This window comes from Micromonospora sp. NPDC005220 (assembly GCF_040607895.1).
Lineage (GTDB): Bacteria > Actinomycetota > Actinomycetes > Mycobacteriales > Micromonosporaceae > Micromonospora.
The window spans coordinates 1-19,097 of record NZ_JBEXHP010000107.1 but is presented as its reverse complement, the minus strand read 5'-3'; the positions used below and the strand labels follow the sequence as shown (position 1 = coordinate 19,097).

Annotated in this window: 16 protein-coding genes; 10 read left to right on the top strand and 6 right to left on the bottom strand. The window is 71.7% G+C overall.

Features of this window, described 5'->3' with window-relative positions; all coding sequences use genetic code 11:
- Both ABZU52_RS26855 and ABZU52_RS26850 read left to right on the top strand, forming a co-directional pair.
- A partial coding sequence (locus tag ABZU52_RS26855; protein WP_354973742.1) for a WYL domain-containing protein occupies positions 1-381 on the top strand: 381 nt, incomplete at its 5' end.
- Positions 382-533: 152 nt separating this feature from the next.
- Positions 534-914, top strand: a complete 381-nt coding sequence (locus ABZU52_RS26850; RefSeq protein ID WP_354973741.1) for a VOC family protein — start codon at positions 534-536, stop codon at positions 912-914.
- Between the two features lie 575 nt (positions 915-1,489).
- On the opposite strand, the gene ABZU52_RS26845 is transcribed toward ABZU52_RS26850, so the two are convergent.
- Positions 1,490-1,963, bottom strand: a complete 474-nt coding sequence (locus ABZU52_RS26845) for a hypothetical protein (protein ID WP_354973744.1) — start codon at positions 1,961-1,963, stop codon at positions 1,490-1,492.
- 185 nt (positions 1,964-2,148) lie between these two features.
- On the opposite strand from ABZU52_RS26845, the gene ABZU52_RS26840 reads away from it, so the two are divergent.
- Complete coding sequence (locus ABZU52_RS26840) at positions 2,149-3,033, top strand: virginiamycin B lyase (protein ID WP_354973740.1); 885 nt, start codon at positions 2,149-2,151, stop codon at positions 3,031-3,033.
- A gap of 146 nt (positions 3,034-3,179) precedes the next feature.
- On the opposite strand, the gene ABZU52_RS26835 is transcribed toward ABZU52_RS26840, so the two are convergent.
- Complete coding sequence (locus ABZU52_RS26835; protein ID WP_354973739.1) at positions 3,180-4,115, bottom strand: LD-carboxypeptidase; 936 nt, start codon at positions 4,113-4,115, stop codon at positions 3,180-3,182.
- Between the two features lie 176 nt (positions 4,116-4,291).
- On the opposite strand from ABZU52_RS26835, the gene ABZU52_RS26830 reads away from it, so the two are divergent.
- From ABZU52_RS26830 to ABZU52_RS26815, 4 genes are all read left to right on the top strand, one after another.
- A complete protein-coding gene (locus ABZU52_RS26830) occupies positions 4,292-5,059 on the top strand; it encodes a type 1 glutamine amidotransferase (RefSeq protein WP_354973738.1) in 768 nt (255 codons plus the stop codon).
- The gene (locus ABZU52_RS26825) at positions 5,059-8,079 is read left to right on the top strand and encodes a bifunctional [glutamine synthetase] adenylyltransferase/[glutamine synthetase]-adenylyl-L-tyrosine phosphorylase (RefSeq protein WP_354973737.1); all 3,021 of its coding nucleotides are present in this window, start codon (positions 5,059-5,061) and stop codon (positions 8,077-8,079) included. Before ABZU52_RS26830 ends, ABZU52_RS26825 begins: the two co-directional genes overlap by 1 nt.
- Before the next feature lie 909 nt (positions 8,080-8,988).
- Positions 8,989-9,372: a hypothetical protein gene (locus ABZU52_RS26820; protein ID WP_354973736.1), complete on the top strand. Its 384-nt coding sequence runs from the start codon at positions 8,989-8,991 to the stop codon at positions 9,370-9,372.
- A 287-nt stretch (positions 9,373-9,659) separates the two neighbouring features.
- Entirely contained in the window at positions 9,660-10,151 is a 492-nt protein-coding gene (locus ABZU52_RS26815; RefSeq protein WP_354973735.1) for a hypothetical protein, read from the top strand.
- A gap of 137 nt (positions 10,152-10,288) precedes the next feature.
- Here ABZU52_RS26815 and ABZU52_RS26810 read toward each other — a convergent pair whose 3' ends face one another.
- On the bottom strand, positions 10,289-11,929 hold the full coding sequence (locus tag ABZU52_RS26810; protein ID WP_354973734.1) for a hypothetical protein: 1,641 nt from the start codon (positions 11,927-11,929) through the stop codon (positions 10,289-10,291).
- 44 nt (positions 11,930-11,973) lie between these two features.
- On the opposite strand from ABZU52_RS26810, the gene mptB (ABZU52_RS26805) reads away from it, so the two are divergent.
- Positions 11,974-13,374: a polyprenol phosphomannose-dependent alpha 1,6 mannosyltransferase MptB gene (gene mptB / locus ABZU52_RS26805; protein WP_354973733.1), complete on the top strand. Its 1,401-nt coding sequence runs from the start codon at positions 11,974-11,976 to the stop codon at positions 13,372-13,374.
- 59 nt (positions 13,375-13,433) lie between these two features.
- Positions 13,434-14,936 carry a polyprenol phosphomannose-dependent alpha 1,6 mannosyltransferase MptB gene (gene mptB, locus ABZU52_RS26800; RefSeq protein ID WP_354973743.1) on the top strand — a complete coding sequence of 501 codons (1,503 nt, stop codon included), beginning with the start codon at positions 13,434-13,436 and terminating at the stop codon, positions 14,934-14,936.
- A gap of 216 nt (positions 14,937-15,152) precedes the next feature.
- On the opposite strand, the gene ABZU52_RS26795 is transcribed toward mptB (ABZU52_RS26800), so the two are convergent.
- The 3 genes from ABZU52_RS26795 to glnA all read right to left on the bottom strand — a co-directional run bounded on the left by ABZU52_RS26795 (position 15,153) and on the right by glnA (position 18,033).
- On the bottom strand, positions 15,153-16,145 hold the full coding sequence (locus ABZU52_RS26795) for a hypothetical protein (RefSeq protein ID WP_354973732.1): 993 nt from the start codon (positions 16,143-16,145) through the stop codon (positions 15,153-15,155).
- Positions 16,142-16,507 carry a PadR family transcriptional regulator gene (locus ABZU52_RS26790; RefSeq protein WP_354973731.1) on the bottom strand — a complete coding sequence of 122 codons (366 nt, stop codon included), beginning with the start codon at positions 16,505-16,507 and terminating at the stop codon, positions 16,142-16,144. Before ABZU52_RS26790 ends, ABZU52_RS26795 begins: the two co-directional genes overlap by 4 nt.
- A 101-nt stretch (positions 16,508-16,608) precedes the next feature.
- On the bottom strand, positions 16,609-18,033 hold the full coding sequence (gene glnA, locus ABZU52_RS26785) for a type I glutamate--ammonia ligase (protein WP_238659037.1): 1,425 nt from the start codon (positions 18,031-18,033) through the stop codon (positions 16,609-16,611).
- Positions 18,034-18,295: 262 nt separating this feature from the next.
- Between glnA and ABZU52_RS26780 the strand changes: the two genes are divergently transcribed.
- Positions 18,296-18,694 (top strand): RDD family protein, encoded by a 399-nt coding sequence (locus ABZU52_RS26780; RefSeq protein ID WP_354973730.1) that lies wholly within the window; start codon positions 18,296-18,298, stop codon positions 18,692-18,694.
- Positions 18,695-19,097 lie beyond the last annotated feature (403 nt).

The window sequence follows — 19,097 nt, the reverse complement described above, 5'->3', positions numbered from 1 at the left end:
AAGCTGGTGGCGGTGCTGCCGGCCGCCGACGCCGCCGAGGCGCACCGCCTCGCCGGCCGGGTGCACCTGATCGGCGACGGGCCGGCCACGCCCGTCCCGGCCACCGTCGCCGACGCGGTCGCCGCGCGGCGGGTGCTGCGCATCCGGTACGCCGACCGCTCCGGCGCCGACTCGACCCGTGACGTCGAGCCGCTCGGCTACCTCGGCAATTCCCGACACTGGTACCTGGTGGCCTGGTGCCGGCTGCGCGACGAGCTGCGCTGCTTCCGCACCGACCGGATCCGGAGCGTCTGCGCGCTGCCCGATGTGGTGGCCCGGGAGCTAAGCCTGGCCGATCTTGACATCCCGCATGAACGGGTCCGTCCGCTGAGCCTGGTCTGAGGCATGCCTTGGGCGCGGCGGCCTGGGCGGGCGCCTCGTCGGTGAAACCCGGCCAGGTGACCCGGAAACACCGACAGGACGCTGTCGCGAACGGCACCGAGACTGCTCCAGAAGACGGCCGAACGGCCGGCACGAAATTCTGGAGGCAGCAAATGTCCAGGTCCACGACGCCCATCACCTGGTTCGAGATCGGCACCGACCGGCCCGAGGATGCGGAGCGGTTCTACGGAGAGCTGTTCGGCTGGACCTTCGAGGAGCAGGGCTCAGCCAACGGGTCCTACCGGGTGACCGGGGCCGGCGGCGACACCGGGATCGGCGGGGCGATCCGGGCGACCGACGGGACGTCGCCGAACTACGCGGTGTTCTACGCCGAAGTCGCCGATGTGGCGGAGACCTGCCGACGGGCCGAAGCGGCCGGCGGCCGGGTGCTGGTGCCGGCGCGTACGACTCCCAGCGGTCTCACCTTGGCCCACCTACTCGACTCGACCGGCAATCGCCTGGGCGTGTTCACGCCCCCGCCCCAGCAGAGCTGACCCTCCGGGCCCGGCTGACCCGGCTTTGGCCTTGGGTTGGCCTTGGGGCTGGCCTTGGGTTGGCCTTGGGACTGGCCTTGGCCCTGGCCCTGAGACTGGCCCTGGCCCTGGACTGGCTCGGGCTGATACCCCTGCGCCGGTGTGACGAGCGATCCAGCCTGGCCGGCATACCCCCGGGGATGATCGACTCCGTTTTCATGATGTCGGGGTGTTCGAGCACGTCGGATGCCGCGACTTCATGAAAACCGAGTAGATCAAGCCGGGGCCCGGCCGGCCCGGGCCCGGCAGGGTGGTCTGGGTCCGCCTGGCCGGCCCGGGGCCTGGCCGGTCCGGGTCCGGCAGGGTGGTCTGGGTCCGCCTGGCCGGCCCGGGGCCTGGCCGGTCCGGGTCCGGCAGGGCGCGGTCTGGGTCCGCCTGGCTGGTCCGGGGCCTGGCTGGTCCGCCGCCTGGCTGGTCCGGGGCCTGGCTGGTCCGCGGCCTGGCTGGTCCGGGCCCGGCAGGGTGGTCCGGGTCCGGGAGAGCGCGCTGAGGCCGGCCCCGGCGGGTCAATGCCTGCCGGGGCCGGTCCCGCCGGATTACCTGCCGGGCATACCTGCGCCGTGCTGGCCGCCAGGGCCGCGGTGGCCGCCCGGGCCGGGGAAGACGCCGGCCTCGACGGCCTTGGTGATGGCGTCGGCCTGCTCCTGGGTGAGCTTGCCGTCCTTCACCGCCTGCTCCAACCGCTCCTTGAGCGCGGCCTGCCGGTCCTCGGCGGACGGCCGCTGCGGGCGGTCGGCCGGCCGGTGCTGCTCGCGGATCTTCTCCAGTGCGGCGGTCACCTTGTCGGTGGGCACACCCAACTCCTTGGCGAGCGCCTCGGCGAACTCGCCCTGCCGGTCGGCCTTTGCGCCGGGCGCAGTGCCCGGAGCCGGGGCGGTGCTGGTGGTGTTCGGCGTCGGTGTGGGCGTGTCGGCGGCGAACGCGATCGTCGGGGCCGCGATCCCGACGCCGAGGACGCCGGCGGTGGCCAGGCCAGCCAGCAGGTGCTTCCTACGGATGGTGCGGGACATGCTGTCCTCCAGAGGTTCGGTCATCGTGCGCTGTCGTCACCGACAGTGACCGGGCAGTCTGGGCGGAAGCCATGGCGACCCTGTCAGCGAGCTGACAATCTTGACCGGCGGTAGCCGAAATCGGTTGTGTCATCGCTGGCCGGGCGGTCAGGGTGGATGATCCACCGACGGAAGGCCAGCGCGACATGACCGTCGAGATTCGGGAGATACCGCTCGTCGAGCCGGGCGCCGGGCCGTACGCCATCACGCCTGGCCCGGACGGCGCGCTGTGGCTGACGCTGGCCCATGCCGGCGGGATCGCCCGGTTGTCGCCCGACGGCGCGGTCCGGACCTACCCGCTGGATCCGGCCGGCGGACGCCCGTTGATCATCACGGCCGGGCCGGATGGCGCGCTCTGGTTCACGCGTTCGGGAGACGACCGGATCGGTCGGATCACCGTCGACGGCGAGCAACGCACCACCGCCCTGCCGGCCGGCACCGGGCCGGGTGGCATCGCGGCCGGGCCTGACGGCGCGCTCTGGTACGCCGGGATGACCTCCGACACGATCGGACGGGTGGAGACCGACGGCACCCACAGCGCATTTCCGCTGCCGGTGACGGGCGGCTTTCCCTCGATGATCACTGCTGGCGCGGACCGGGCGCTCTGGTTCACCCTCAACCAGGCCAACGCGATCGGCCGGATCGGCCTGGACGGCCGGGTGACGGTGTATCCGTTACCCACCGTCAAGGCGGGCCCGGTCGGCATCGCCCTCGGCGACGACGGCGCCATCTGGTTCGTGGAGATCGCAGCCGGTCAGCTCGGCCGGATCTACCCGGACGGCAAGATCGTCGAGATCCCGCTGCCGGACCGGGCGGGCCGTCCGCACGCGATCGTCGCCGACCCGGACGGGGGCGCGTGGTTCACCGAGTGGGGTGCCAACCGGATCGGTCACCTCGATCCCACCGGACGGATCGAGGGCTACGCCCTGCCCACTCCCAACGCCGAACCGCACGGCATCACCCGCACCCCCACCGGCATCTGGGCGGCCCTGGAATTCGGCGCAATAGCCCACCTCCCCCCACCCGCCTAACCGCTGACCGCCCGCCCCACCGCACCCCGCCCTCGGCCCGGCGCGGTTGATCATGAAGTTATTGCCCCGACACGCCGTGACGAGTGACAACAACTTCATGATCAACGGCGCTCGGGGTGGGTGGGGGAGGGGGGAGGGGGTGGGGGTTAGGCGACGGCGGGGGTTGTGGTGAGGGTGGCGGTGGTGGTGTCGAGGGTGGCCTCGGTGCCTACCGGGACGGTCAGTTGGTTGGGGCCGTGACCGATGGGGAGGCCGCCGAGCACCGGTACGCCCAGGTCGCCGAGGAGTTCGGTGAGCACGTCGACGATGGTGGTGTCCCAGCCGTCGCCACAGTCGGTGAACTGCCCGACCGCCACCCCGGCCAGGCCGTCCAGCGCGCCGGCCCGGCGCAGGTGGGTGAGCATCCGGTCGACCTTGTACGGGGGCTCCTGCACGTCCTCGATCAACAGCACCGCACCGGTCAGGTCGGGCAGGTCCGGTGTGCCGATCGACGCGGCGATCATGCACAGGTTGCCGCCGAGCAGGGTGCCGGTGGCGCGACCCGGGACGCGTACGGCAAAGGTTTCCTCGGTGGGGTCCGCGGTGATCGACACCGGCTCGGTCGTCATCAGCGCCGCGTGCAGGGACTCGGCGGAGCGCAGCGGCGTCCGCTCGTCGCGCCAGGCCGCCCCCGGGCCGTGCACCCCGGCCAGGCGTGCACCCCGCCACAGGGCGAACTGCAACGCGGTGATGTCGGAGAAGCCGGCCACCACCTTCGGGTCACGGCGCACGGCGGCCATGTCGATGGCGTCCACGATCCGTTGGGCACCGTAACCACCCCGAGTGCAGATCACCCCGCGTACGTCAGGGTCGGCGAAGGCGGCGTTCAGGTCGGCGGCGCGCAGGTCGTCGGTGCCGGCGAGGTAGCCGTGGCGGGCGTACGCGTTCGGCGCGGGCACCGGACGCAGCCCCCAACCGGTGAGCAACTCCATGCCCCGGGCCACCCGCTCCGGCGAGGTCGGCCCGGACGGCGACACCAGCAGCACCGTGTCACCCGGGCGCAGCACGGGCGGGCGTACGGGGGCGCTGTCCTCGTTGACCACGACCGCAGAGCCTAACGACCCGCCGTAGCCGGGACCCCCGCACGGGCGGCGGGACGCCCAGCACGGGCGGCGGGAGGCCGAGTACGGGCGGCGGGACGCCGAGCACGGGCGGCGGGAGGCCGCGCGAGCCCGTGCCGGGGCGTGGTGCCGCACGGCGTACCGGCTAGCCTCGACGGGTGGCAACCGCGCTGGTGATCGAGAACGACCCGACGGACGACGCGCGCCGGCTGGGTGAGTGGCTGACCGAGGCTGGGCTGGAGCTGTGGGTGGTTCGCCCGCACGCCGGCGACGAGCTCCCCGCCGACCTGGAGGGGTACGCGGCGCTGGTGGTGCTCGGCGGCGACCAACAGGCGTACCCGTTGCCGGACGGCTCGCCCGGCGCACAGTGGTTCCCGGCCGTGGAGGGCCTGCTGCGCAAGGCGGTCCGGTACCGGGTGCCGACCCTGGCGATCTGCCTGGGCGCGCAGCTGCTCGCCACCGCGCACGCCGGGCTGGTGGAGCGCAGCCCCTCCGGGCCGGAGATCGGCCCTGCCGTGGTCGGCCGGCGCGACGCCGCCGAGGGCGACCCGTTGTTCCGGTACGTGCCGTTGATCCCGGACGTGCTCCAGTGGCACTCCGACGAGATCACCGAGCTGCCCCGGGGCGCGACCCTGCTGGCCGCCTCCACCCGCTACCCGCATCAGGCGTTCCGCCTGGGTGACCGGGCGTGGGGGTTGCAGTTCCACATCGAGTGTGACGCCGCGATGATCGCCGACTGGGCCACCGACTCGACCCAACTCGCCGAGCTGGGCTACGACCCGGAGCTGGTGGTGGCGGCCTGCGCCTCGGTGCTGGCCGACGTCGAGGAGGTCTGGCAACCGTTCGCCGCTCGGTTCGCCGCGCTTGCCCTCGGCGAGTTGGACGACAGCACGACTCGGCGCGGCCTGCCGCTGCTCGGGCACTGATGAGTCGGCCGACCAGGGCACCGGGCCGGCTCGCCCGGTACGGCTTCGGCACCGCCGAAGGCGACGGCGGGGCGCGCGCCGCGGACCTGCTCGGCCCGGAGGGGCTGCGGCTGTGGCGGCCGGTCGAGCAGGAGCCGGTCGACGAGGCCGCCGCGGAGCTGCTCGCCGCCCTGTCCCGGGCCGCCGACCCGGACCTGGCGCTGCGCCAGTTGCACCGCATCGTGGAGGCCGAAGGCCGGGCTACCGACGGCAGCGCCGAATCGCCGCTGCTCGCGGACCTGCACAACGACCCCGGGCTGCGGCGGCGGCTGATCGCGGTGCTCGGCGCGTCGGCGGCGCTCGGCGATCACCTGGTTGCCCACCCCGAGCACTACCAGGCGCTGCGGACCGCCCCGGACGGGCTCGCCCCGATCGCCGAGGGGCGGCTGGAGCCGGCCGACGGCGGCAACGCGGTGGCGGCGCTGCGGACCGCGTACCGGTTGGCGTTGTTGCGGATCGCGGCGGCCGACCTGACCGGCGGGCGCGGCCTGGAGCAGACCATGGCCGCGCTCTCCGCGCTGGCCGACGCGACGCTCTCCGCCGCGTACGAGATCGCGGTCGCGGAGCTGGCGGAGGGCACCGAGCGACCCCGGCTCGCGGTCGTGGCGATGGGCAAGTGCGGCGGAGGCGAGCTGAACTACGTCTCCGACGTGGACGTCATCTTCGTCGCCGCCGAGGACGCCGACCTGTCCGCCGCGACAGTGGTGGCGACCCGGCTGATCTACATCTGCGGGTTGGTCGCCTGGCCGGTGGACGCCGCGCTGCGCCCCGAGGGCAACCGGGGCCCGCTGGTGCGGACCCTCGCCAGCCACCTGGCCTACTACCGCCGGTGGGCGCGCACCTGGGAGTTCCAGGCGCTGCTCAAGGCCCGCCCGGCCGCCGGTGACCTGCCGCTGGCCCAGGAGTGGATCGACCAGCTCGCGCCGCTGGTCTGGCGGGCGGCCGAACGGCCCGAGGCGGTCGAGGACGTCCGCGCCATGCGCCGCCGGATCATCGACCACATCCCGCCGAAGGAGCTGGAGCGCGAGATCAAGCGCGGTCCCGGCGGGCTGCGCGACATCGAGTTCGCCGTCCAGTTGCTGCAACTCGTGCACGGTCGCGGCGACGAGACGCTGCGCGCCCCCGGCACGATCCCGGCGCTGCGCGCGCTCGTCGCCGGCGGCTACGTCGGCCGGGCCGACGGCGAGGCCCTGCTGCGCGGCTACCGCTTCCTGCGCAGCGTCGAGCACCGGCTGCAACTACAGGGCCTGCGCCGTACGCACACCGTGCCCGCCGAGCCGGGCGCGCTGCGCTGGCTCGCCGCCGCGCTGGGTTTCACGGCCGCGCCGGGGCGCAGCGCCGTGGAGAGCTTCCGGGCCGAGTGGGTCACCCACGCCACCGAGGTACGCCGACTGCACGCCAAACTGCTCTACCGGCCGCTGCTGGAGTCGGTGGCCCGGGTACCGGCCGACGGGCTGCGGCTCACCCCGGAGGCGGCCCGGAACCGGCTGGAGATCCTCGGCTTCGCCGACCCGGCCGGGGCGTTGCGTCACCTCCAGGCGCTCACCGGCGGGGTGAGCCGCACGGCGGCCATCCAACGCACGTTGCTGCCGGTGCTGCTCAGCGAGTTCGCCGACGCGCCGGAGCCGGACCGGGGTCTGCTCAACTACCGCAAGGTCTCCGACAAGCTGGGCAGCACCCCCTGGTACCTGCGGCTGCTGCGCGACGGCGGCCCGGTCGCCCGCCGGCTGGCCCGGGTCCTCGCCCTGTCCCGGTACGTCGCCGACCTGCTCGCCCGCGACCCGGAGGCGCTGCGGCTGCTGGCCGAGGAGAACGAGCTGACGCCACGCCCGCCGGAGGTGCTGCGGGAGGGATTCCTGGCGGCGGCGGCCCGGCACACCGACCCGGTCGAGGCGACCAGCGCGGTGCGCGCTTTGCGCCGTCGCGAGCTGGTCCGGGTGGCCTGCGCCGACGTGCTCTGCCGGGCGGGTGCGCTCGCGCCCAGCCCCACCCGGGCGGACGGCGCGAACCGGCCCGCCCGCGGGCTGTCCGACATCACCGCCGTCGGTACGGCGCTCGCCGACGTCACCGACGCCACCCTGGCCGCCGCGCTGCGGGCCGCCCGAGCCAGCCAGCCGGCACCGGCAGGGCTGCGGTTCGCGGTGATCGGCATGGGCCGGCTCGGCGGGTACGAGTCGAACTACCTCTCCGACGCCGACGTGCTCTTCGTCTACGACCCGCCGCCGGGCACCAGCGAGAGCGCCGCCAGTGCCGCCGCGCACGCCGTCGCCGAGGAGCTGCGCCGACTGCTCGGCGTGCCCGCCCCCGACCCGCCGCTGGGCGTCGACGCCGACCTGCGGCCGGAGGGCCGCCAGGGCCCGCTGGTCCGCAGCCTCGCCGCGTACGCGCAGTACTACGCCCGCTGGTCGCGGGTGTGGGAGGCGCAGGCCCTGCTGCGGGCCCGGTTCGTCTGCGGTGACGCCGACCTGGGCGCCGAGTTCGAGGCGATGATCGAGCCGGTGCGCTACCCCGCCGACGGGTTGACCCGCGAGCAGGTCGTCGAGATCCGGCGGATCAAGGCCCGGGTGGAGACCGAGCGGCTGCCCCGTGGCGCCGACCCGGCCACCCACACCAAACTGGGTCGCGGTGGGCTGGCCGACGTGGAGTGGGCGGTGCAACTCGTCCAGCTCCGGCACGCCGGCGCGAACCCGGCGCTGCGCGGCACGCGTACCCTCGATGCCCTCGCGGCGGCCGAGCGGGCCGGCCTGATCGACCCGGCGGACGCTGCGGAGATGGCCGCCGGCTGGTCCCTGGCCGCGCAGGTCCGCAACGCGTTGATGCTGGTCCGGGGCCGGGCCGGCGACCAGCTGCCCCGGCACGGGGTGGAGTTGGCCGGGGTGGCCCGGCTGCTCGGCCGGGACGACCCGGGGGAGTTCCTCGACGAGTACCTGCGCACCGGCCGCCGCTCCCGCGCCGCCGCGCAACGGGTCCTCGATGCCTGACGCGTCGTCGCGCCCCACCGGGCCGAGGGTCGCGGGAACCGGCTGGGCGGGGCGGCCCTGGGCTGGGTGTTCATCTCGCAAGCAAGGCCGCACGTCACGCCTTGGAATTCCCACAAGCGTCCCAAAGCTTTTGCATCGGCCTCTGCCGCTAAACCCGGAAACCGACCGCTGATGCACCGTCCCGTAAATAAAGTGCCTGTCGCGCGTCGGGCAGGCCAGCATGACCCTGGAACCTCGACTGCGACCCCAAGCAAGACCAGCCAATGGGCAGTCAGAGTCAATGCTGCAGATCCGGCGGTACTTGGTAAAAGGCTGCGCAAGCCGCGCGCAGACATGCATGCAGCCGGCCGAATCAACGACGGCTCTCCAAGGGCGTGAACTTCTAGGTGAAGCCCTCCTGGGCCTCGGAGAGGTTACCATAATCTCTTACACCTAAGCGCGGCAACCGATGGTTCAATCGGTATTCGGCCATGAGCTAGTTCAATCTCGCGAGCGTTTTTACGCAAGCCCAGACGCAGTCCTTGCTGCTTCAAGGGGCGCCAGGACGGTTACGGACCCAGGTCGTATAAGTGGTTGTTGTGAAACACGCATAAAGGTCATGAGTTGACAATCGGCAGCTGTGCCGCCCCTCAGAACCTCGTGGAGAATACCACGTCGTCGCTCACGGCGCGACCAGCGACTACACAGAGTTAGATCTCGTCCTCATGTTGCCCAATCGCCGTGGCCGCGATTGGCCTGCTGTAGCCCTTTGTCATGCGGTAGGCGTTGGCGCATCATCTGATCACGTATAGCTACAAAGCAATGTTCGTGTTGAACTAATTCTCACTTCATGGTTGACGCTACAGCTAGATCCACGTAGCGTCCTTTGGGCCCGCACAAAATGCGGGCTCCAACGCAGGAGGAGAGTAAATGGGTATCAAGCTTGCGGCTCGTGCCAGCGTAGCTTTGGCCGTGGCCCTGTTCGGGGGAGCTCTGGTGGCGCCAAATTCGGCGTCCGCCGCCCAATGGAACAGCGTGAATTTTGGCGTCTATTCGAGTGGGATCGTATGGGAGAATTATGTCCGCTCCCACACGAGTACTTCCGACATCAAATTCGACATGGCTGACGGTTACAGCAGCTTCAAATCCGGAACTGCTGCGCTCAAGTACGAGTCGAACGGTAAGGTTTTCGCCCAGAAGAGCGTTGGGCTGACTTCGGTTACGTTGGTAAGCAACTGGGGAGCTACTCGTTTCCGGTTCGGCTTCGGCGCATATCCCGCTAGTGGAACAGTGGTCGGATCGCTCTACTACTGAGCGTGAGAGTGCTGCGCGAATAGGGCGCTCTCTCCTTTGGTGAGAGGGATAATGGCACCCTTTCTATCGCGCACCCATCGATTTCGGGTAGAACCGCTTAAGCAATGGTCGTGTGGACAGATCTGGCTAGCTCCGTCCGGCGGAGGTCAATATCTGTCCGCACGATCAGGCTTGGGCGGAACTTTGAGGGCCCTGCGAACGCCCGATCTGAGGTGGGCCGACCAACTAGGTTCGGTCGCGGCCCCGCCAATCGCACGAATCCGGAAAATAGATCAAAGGTGCATTTCTTGCGGATACTCAATCGCCAGCTAACGTCGCCTACAGTCGCGATCTTCGTGGCGGCGATGACGGTATCAGGCTGCTCTGCGGGTGCGGGCGAATCGCGATCCAACAGCTCAACGAGCCGCGTGCCCAATAGCTATGAAGAAATGAATGCTGAGTTCAACGCAGAGAAAAATAATCTGCGGCTACCTGCCGAAACGGCTTGGCCGGCAGATGTCAGGCGAGATGGGTTGGGTGACCTTTATTCGCCGGGGTACGGAACTTCCCAAGCCGAACAGTTTTGGTACTGTAGTTGGGCGAAGAGATGGCTCTCTATAAGAGCTGTCGCTGGAGAAGATGCGAAGGCAGCTCTTTTGGAGCTGCAATCTGTTAAGCAAACCTCTCTATATCAGACTGCTTTCGCGCCTGAAGTGAAGCGTGAGACGGATAGTGAACTGGCCGCTGCCGAGAAGGGCGACCCAACATTGTTGTCGGTCAGCGTAGAGCGCAACTGTTGATTGCCAATAGGTTACCTGGCGTGAATCCGCGGATTAGCGGCCCGGCGAAGACGTGACCCTCCCTGCTCTCGGGTCTCAGGGTTCGATGGGTAGGGCATGTCACCGGGTAAAGCATGATAATGGAGAACTCTAGACCCTTAGCTGCCGAGCGTGTATTGGCCAGGGCCGGGGACCGTGACGGTGGTCCAGTCACCATCTGCGATGACGGTGGCTCCACCAGACGCGGTCAACCAGCGGCTGTGCCGCACCCGGACCGCCACCGGCTCCGCCGTCGGAGCCCAGAAGGTCACCGTGGCGCCATCGACGCGAACCAGCTCGGCGGGGGCGGCAACTAGGGGTGTCGGGTCGACCACCTTCCAGACCCGCCAGTGCTGGTCGGACCAGACCGGCGTCAGGTACGGCAACCCGTCCTCGACCAGCGCCACCTCGGCCCGCCCCACCCAAGACAGCGGGGCGTCCGCAAGCGCCACGTACTGCACGGCGTTGTCGTTTAGCCAGGTCCGGTAACTGTCCGGGGTCAGCGGTGCGTCGGTGCCGGACGCGCCGGGCACGGTAGTGAAGAACAGCGGGTTGCGCTCGATGTCGGCCTGCCGCAGCCAACCCCGCGCTAGCGGCACCTCACCGAGCCGGGCTGCCTCCCAGTAGTTGCGCGTCGGTGGCACCTCGACCCTGCCGGTGAGCCGCTGCTCGCTCAGGAACGCGCGCAGTGGCCCGTAGTAGCCCGGCGCGCTGGTCGGGTCGCCGACGCCGCGCAGGTCGGCGGGGACCACCGGCGGCTGCCAGACGCACACCGCCACCAGCAGCGCGACCAAGCCGACACCGCCTCGCAGTCGGGCGCGACGGGTGCCGCCGGACGGCGCGGCGAGAGCTGCGGACCGGTGAGCCATCCGGGTGGTGAGCCAGGCCGGCGGGCCGGCGGCGGCGGCCAGCACCGGCAGCGCGAACATCGTGGCCAGCCGGGTCGCGTTCAATCCCACCGGCGTGTGCACCAGCGCCGCGGCGAGCACCCCCGCAGCGGAGAGGAGCGCCGCGAACCGCACCGGTCGGTACGACACCAGCGCGGCCACCACCAGACTGGTCACCACCGCGCGCAGCGTGTCGGTCCGACTGATGTTCATCCAGCCGCCGTCGCCGAACAACAGGGCCGTCGCGGCCAGCGGCACGGCCGCCGCGATCCCGACTGCCAGGCCGTCGGCGTACCGGCGGCTGAGCAGCAGCGCGGCACCGGACAGACCGACGAACAGGCCAGCCACCGGGCTGGTCGCGGAGGCCAGCAGCGCGCCAGCCGCGGCGAGCCCGAGCCGCAGCAGCGTCCGACCGTCCGTCCGCCCCTGCCCGGTGTACGCGCCGGGGCGCCCGCGCGTGAGCGCCAACAGTCCGGCCAGCCCGAACGCCACGCCCAGGGCGTACGTGACTCGGCCCGAGACCAGGTTGCCGGCCAACGTGACCACCCCGACCAGGCTGCCCAACAGCGGCCGGGGCGCCCCGCCGCGAACCAGTAGCGCAGCCAACGCGGCGGCCGACCCCACAAGCGCCAGAGCGCCGGTCACCCGCACACCGAGCAGGGCCATCACCGGCTGCGACAACAAGCTGTAGCCGAACTGTTGCACCCCGCCGTACCAGCGCAGATCCACCGGGGTGATGCCGTGGGCGGCGAAGAAGTCCGCCCGGGCGACCTGCGCGGAGAGGTCCGAGCCCATCAGCGGCAGGGCCAACCAGAGCGCGCCGAGCACGGCGGCGGAACCGGTGGCCATCGCCACCACCCGACTGCGCCGCATGCCCACCTCCGTACCGCGACCACCGTACTGGCAGCATGTCCGGCGTGCCTCACCACCTCGCGCGTTGGACCGGACTGGCGGGCTCGGCGCTGCTCGCCGTCGCGGCGTTCGTCGGCGGCGCCCTGCCCGGCTCACCCCTGCGCCCCACCCCGGTCAGCATCTGGCAGGGCCCACACGGTCCGCTGGTCATCACCGCCTGGCTGGTCGGAACCGCCCTGATGGCCTACGCCTGGTGGTCGCTGCGCGACAAGATCCCGTCGACCCGCTGGGCGCTGATCACCGTCGGCCTCTGGCTGCTGCCGGTGCTGATCGCGCCGCCGCTGGCGAGCCGCGACGTCTACGCGTACGCCTGCCAGGGCGCCAGCTACGCCGCCGGGATCAACCCGTACGGGCAGGGCGTCTCCGCGCTGCCCTGCCCCTGGCTGGACACCATCTCGTACATCTGGCGGGACACCCCGGCACCGTACGGGCCGCTGTTCGTGGTGCTCTCCGGTGCGATCGTCAAGGCCACCGGCTCGCTCACCGGCGCGATCGTGGCGTTCCGGCTGATCGCGGTCGCCGGGGTGGTGCTGACCGCGGTCAGCCTGCCGGTGCTGGCCCGACGAGCCGGCGTACCCGCCGGCCGGGCGGTCTGGCTGGCACTGGGCTGCCCGCTGGTCGCCGTACACCTCGTCTCCGGCGCGCACAACGACGCGCTGATGGTCGGACTGCTGGTCTCCGGGCTCGCGCTGATCGCCTCTCGGCCCGGCCGCCCCGGCCCGCTGCTCGCCGGTGGCGTGCTGCTCGGGCTGGCTGCCGCGATCAAGGTGACGGCGCTGGTCGTGGTGCCGTTCGCGGCGCTGGCCGCCATCGTCGGCGGGTATTCGATCCGGGCGTTGATCCGGCACGGCCGGTGGGTGGTCGGCGGCGCGGTCGCTGTCGTGGTCGGGGTCACCTACGCGGCCGGGCTGGACTTCGGCTGGGTCGGCGGGCTGGAACGAGGCGGCGACGTGATCGCCTGGACCTCACCGTCCACCGCCGTCGGGCAGACCATCGGCTACCTGGCGGTGCCCTTCGGTGGGCACATCGACGCGCTGCCGGTGACCCGGGGGATCGGCATAGCGGTGCTGGCGTTGCTGCTGGTCTGGCTCTGGTGGCGCGCCCGCACCCGGGACCCGCTCTGGCACGCCGCCCTGGCGCTGGCCGCCACGGTCGCCCTCGCGCCGCTGTTCCACCCCTGGTACTGGATCTGGCCGCTGACCGTTCTGGCGGCCACCGCCCGACGTACCGGATGGTTTGTCGTGGTCGCCCTGGTCGCGTCGTTCCTGGTGCTGCCGGACGGCACCGGGCTGCCCCGGTACACCAAGACGGTCGGGGCGCCACTGATGACGCTGTTGGTGATCGTGCTGGTCATCCGGTTGGTACGGTCGGCTCGGGCGGCCCGTCAGCCGGTCGCCGCAGACTGAGGGAAGGTGCGCCGGTGACCGCTCCCGGCGCGCCTGTCCCGCCGCCGTCCGGGTCACGGCTGTCTGTTTCGTCGGGCGCGCGGCGCGGGGGCCTGGCCGCGCGTTCCGCCCGGTACGAGGGCCTGGCCGGGGCGGGTCTGCTCGCCGTGGCCGGATACCTCGGCGGGGCGCTACCCGACGCCCCGCTGAGCGTGACACCCGCGTCGATCTGGCGAGCCCCGGGCGGCCCGGCCACGCTGACCTGCTGGCTGATCGGCACCGTACTGCTGGTCGGGGCGTGGTGGTCGCTGCGCGAGGGTGCGCCGTCGACCCGATGGGCGTACGTCACCGCCGGGCTGTGGGCACTACCGCTGCTCGTCGCGCCGCCGCTGGGCAGCCGGGACGTCTACTCGTACGCCTGCCAGGGCTGGACGTACGCGCACGGCGTCGACCCGTACACCGTGGGGGTGGCGGCGGCGGGCTGCCCCTGGCTGGACACCGTGGCGCCGATCTGGCGGGACACCCCGGCACCGTACGGGCCGGTGTTCGTCCTGCTCGCGGCGTTGGCGGTCAGCGTCGGCGGCGGGCTCACCGGCACCATCGTGGCGCTGCGCGTGATCGCCGCGGCGGGGCTGCTGCTGGCCGCGCTCTGCCTGCCCGGTCTGGCCCGGGCGGCCGGGGTGCCGGCGCGGCGGGCGGCCTGGCTGGCGCTGGCCGCGCCGCTGGTCGGCGTACACCTGGTGGCCGGCGCGCACAACGACGCCGTGATGCTGGGCCTGCTGGTGTGCGGGCTGCTGACCGTGGTCCGTCGACCGGGTCGGCCGGCGGCGCTGCTGCTGGCCGGGGCGCTGCTCGGGCTGGCCGTCACGGTGAAGGCCACTGCCGTGGTGGTGGTGCCGTTCGCGGTGCTGGCCGCCGCGCACGGTCGCTACACCGTACGGGCGTTGCTGCGCCACGGTGGTTGGCTGGCCGGTGGGCTGTTCGCCGCGCTGCTGGTCACCTCGGCGGTGTCCGGCCTCGGCTTCGGCTGGGTGGGCGGGCTCACCCACAGCGGCGACACGGAGCAGTGGACGTCACCGCCCACCGCCGTGGGCTTCGTGGTGGACTACGCCGGTGCGCTGGTCGGCCGGGACCCGCAGGCGGTGCCGGGAGTTCGGGCGGTCGCGCTGCTGCTGCTCGTCGGAGTGCTGGCGGTGCTGTGGTGGCGGGCCTGGCAGGCGCTGCGCGGGCAGAACGAGCTCGCGCGTTCGGGGCTCGCGCGTTCGGGGCTCGCGCGTTCGGGGCTCGCGCGTTCTCGGGAGGCGCGGTCCCGGGTGGCGCTGCACGGGGCGGCGTTGGCGCTGGTCGCCACAGTCGTCCTGTCCCCGGTCTTCCACCCCTGGTACGCGACCTGGCCCCTGGCGCTGCTCGCGCTCACCGCCGCCCGTACGACGTGGTTCGTGCTGCCCGCCGCGGCGGCAGCCTTCCTCGCCCTGCCCGACGGCACCAACCTGGCCCGCGTCACCAAGGCCCCCGGCGCCCTGGCGATGACCGCCCTGCTCCTGACCGTTCTCCTGCGCAGCGCCCGCCGCCGCCATCGGTGATCATGAGGTTGACGGGGACAATCCGGGCGGAACGCCTCGCCAACCTCATGATCGTCATTGTGGTGCGGGCAAGATCGTGCTCGAACGTGGATGTAGTGGTGTCCGAGGCGATCGAGGCCACTACATCCAGGATCGAGCACGATCTTGGGCAGGGCAGGGCAGGGCAGGGCAGGGCAGGGCAGGGCAGGGCGCGGTCAGGTGGGGCCGGGCGGGGGGTCAGGCGGGGTCAGGGTCTTGCGCCGCAGGTGGGGCAGGGTTGGCCCGAGGGCTGGGGGTGGGGGTTTGGCGGGAGCGGAACAGGATGGTCAGGAGCAGGACTGCGGGGCCGGCGAGCGCGACGGCGGCGGCGGTCACAGCCAGTCCCCCGAAGGTGATGCTGCCGCCTGCCGGGCCGAAGCTGTCGGCCAGGCCGGGCACCGCCAGGAAGCCGGCGGGGGTGAGCAGTGTGACGAGCGCCCAGCCGCCGCGGGCGTCCCCGCCCAGTGCCAGACCCATGGCCAGCAGAGCCCCGACGACCAGCAACAGTCCGCCGACGGTGGGCAGGAAGACTTCCAGTGTGGTGCCGTAGTAGGTGAGGACCGGGTTCAATCCCGCCAGGAATTCCGTCGCCACCACTGCCAACAGTGCGGACAGCGCCGGCGCGAGGCGGATCACCCGCGCGGGTTGGTCGGGCAGGGCCAGCCCCAGCAGGCCCAGGACCACCTGCGGCAGCAGCACCATCAGCGGCGGTCGGAGTGCGTCGAGCGCCGCGGCCGCCGGTGGCAGCGCAATCGTGAGCAGGAGCGCGAGGGCGATGGCCCACCGGGCGACCCGGCTCGGCGCGACGGCGATCACCACCGCCGCCAGCAGCCACGCTACCCACGTGACGACACCGAGCGAGACGAACGGGCCGACATGCGGGACGCCCCACTCCGCGGGTGGTGGATGCAGTTCTGCCGTACCCCACACACCGGCGAGAGCGCTGGCGGTGACCAAGGCCAGCAGCGCCGCGAGGCGTACCCCGGGAACCAGGCCGGTGAGGCCCGTGGCCCGCAGCCGCTGGCGGAGGCCGCCGCGCACCAGGTCCGCGGCGTCCGCCAGCGACGGCCAGCGCTGGTCCGGGGCGGCCAGGTCGAGGTAGGTGCCGACAATCTCGGCGGCGCGGGCGCGGCGGTAGTCGGCGGGATACGCGCGCAGCAGTCGGAGGTAGCGGCGTTCCAGGTCGTTCATGCCAAGCCTCCGGCCGTGCGTGGGGTGGCCGGGAGGGCGGCGCGAGCCCGCCTGGACAGCCGGGTGGTGGCGGCTTCGACGTTGCGGCGCAGCCGCTCGGTCTCGATGCTCAACGTGGTCTCGCCGCCGGGGGAGAGGCGGTAGTAGCGGCGCAGTCGGCCGTCCACCACCTCCTCCCGGTCGACCTCGACGAGGCCGGCGTCGACCAGTCGGTCGAGCGCCCCGTAGAGCGTCCCGGGGCGTAGCGACACGCGGTTGTCGGAGAGGGCGGCGACCTCACCGATCAGTCCGTAGCCGTGCATCGGCTGGGCGGCCAGCGCGGTGAGGATCAGGAAGGTCGGTTCGCGTAGAGGTGTGTCCACCACGGCAATATATCGGACGCGAAGGTATAGCCGGGGGCGGAAACGGGTCGGGCCGGCCCCGCGATGAGCGGAGCCGGCCCGGCCGGTGTCAGAGCGACTGTTCAGCAGTCGTAGTACATGGCGAACTCGTGCGGGGTCGGGCGCAGGCGCACCGGGTCGACCTCGTTGGCGCGCTTCCAGTCGACCCAGGTGGAGATCAGGTCGGGGGTGAAGACACCGCCGTCGAGCAGGTAGTCGTGGTCGGCCTCCAGCGAGTCGAGCACGGCCGGCAGCGAGCCCGGCACCTGCTTGACGTCGCCCCACTCCTCCGGCGGGAGGTCGTAGAGGTCCTTGTCGATCGGCGTCGGCGGCTCGATCTTGCTCTTGATGCCGTCCAGGCCGGCCATCATCATGGCCGAGAAGGCCAGGTAGACGTTGGCCGACGGGTCCGGAACGCGGAACTCGACGCGCTTGGCCTTCGGGTTGGCGCCGGTCACCGGGATGCGGGTGCAGGCGGACCGGTTGCGCTGCGAGTAGACCAGGTTGACCGGCGCCTCGAAGCCCGGCACCAGACGACGGTACGAGTTGACCGTCGGGTTGGTGAAGGCCAGCAGCGACGGCGCGTGGTGCAGCAGGCCGCCGATGTACCAGCGGGCCATGTCGGACAGGCCGGCGTAGCCGGTCTCGTCGTAGAACAGCGGCTCACCGTTGAGCCAGAGGCTCTGATGGGTGTGCATGCCGGAGCCGTTGTCGCCGAAGAGCGGCTTGGGCATGAAGGTAGCGGTCTTGCCGTTGGCCCAGGCCTCGTTCTTCACGATGTACTTGAAGAGCTGGAGCTGGTCACCGGCGTGCAGCAGGGTGGAGAACCGGTAGTTGATCTCGGACTGGCCGGCGGTGCCCACCTCGTGGTGCGAGCGCTCCACGTTGAAGCCGGTGTCGACGAGGCGGCGCACGATCGAGTCACGCAGGTCGGCGTAGTGGTCGACCGGCGGGACGGGGAAGTAGCCGCCCTTGTAGGCGGTCTTGTAGCCGCGGTTGCCGCCCGGCTCTTCGCGGCCGGTGTTCCAGGCGCCCTCGATCGAGTCGATGTAGTAGAACGACTGGTGCGCCGAGGTCTCGTGGCGGATCGAGTCGAAGATGTAGAACTCCGCCTCGGCGCCGAAGTAGGCGGTGTCGGCGATGCCGCTCGCCGCCAGGTACGCCTCGGCCTTCTTCGCCACGTTGCGCGGGTCGCGGCTGTAGGCCTCGCGGGTGAACGGGTCGTGGATGAAGAAGTTGAGCGCGAGAGTCTTCTGCGCGCGGAACGGGTCGATGAACGCGGTGGCGACATCCGGGAGCAGGAGCATGTCCGACTCGTGGATCGCCTGGAAACCGCGGATCGACGAACCGTCGAACGCGAGGCCGTCGGTGAAGAGGTCGTCGTTGACGGACTCGACCGGCAGATTGAAGTGCTGCATCACGCCGGGCAGGTCACAGAAACGAACGTCGACGAACTTCACGTCCTCGTTCTTGAGGTATCGCAGCAGTTCCTCGGGATTGGCGAACACACATCCTCCTGGCACGTCCACGGGGTGGCTAGGCTTCTGGCGACGCTAGGGCCGGGGGGTTGCCCGGCCGTGTCTCCGTTGTTTCTGCCGTGTTACGTCCCTCGCGGAGCGTCAGCGACACCCCTGTCACGCCTCCGGCCCGCCAGGAACGCCGTACCGACTGTGCCAGTGTAGTGACATCTGATGCCTTTGGCCTGAATCGGCACCCAGTGGCGGCGGCGCCCGGCAAGCTCTCATCCCGGCGCGGATACCCTTGACCGCTGTGACCAACCCGCACCCCCCGGCAGCGCCGGCCACCGACCCCACCTTCACCCCGCCGAGCCTCGGTCGGCGGTTCGGTGCGCTGATCATCGACTGGGTGCTCTGCCTGCTGGTGTCCAACTTCTTCGCCGACCCGGTACGCGACGGCTGGGCGCCGGTGCTCGTCCTGGTCCTGGTGTACGGCATCTTCCTCGGCCTGTTCGCCCAGACGCCGGGCATGTACATCACCAAGATCCGCTGTGTGAACTGGCACGACGGCGGCCGGATCGGCCTGCTCCGGGGGCTCATCCGTGGCCTGCTGCTGGCCCTCGTAGTCCCCGCACTGATCATGGACGAGCACCGGCGCGGCCTGCACGACCGACTCGCCGACTCGGTCATCGTCGACGCCCCCCGAGGCTGACCCGACCCCTCGAGGGTCGATCCCGGTCGCTGCACCGCCCGGCAGGGGTCCGCGCGCCCGGCAGGGGTCCGCGCGCCCGGCAGGGGTCCGCGCGCCCGGCAGGGTCCGCGCGCCCGGCAGGGCCTGCGCGCCCGGCAGGGCCTGCGCGCCCGGCAGGGCCTGCGTGAGCGGCAGGACCCGTTTGCGGCAAGGGCCCGGGTGACTGCCAGGGTCCGCGTGACCCGCAGGACCAAGACCCGCAAGATCGCACTCGATCCAGGATGTAGTGGCCATCCGTCGCGCACGAGGCCACTACATCGTGGATCGAGCACGATCTTGGGCCGCGCTGGGCCGCGCTGGGCCGCGCTGGGCCGCGCTGGGCCGCGCTGGGCCGCGCTGGGCCGCGCTGGGCCGGGCAGGCAGC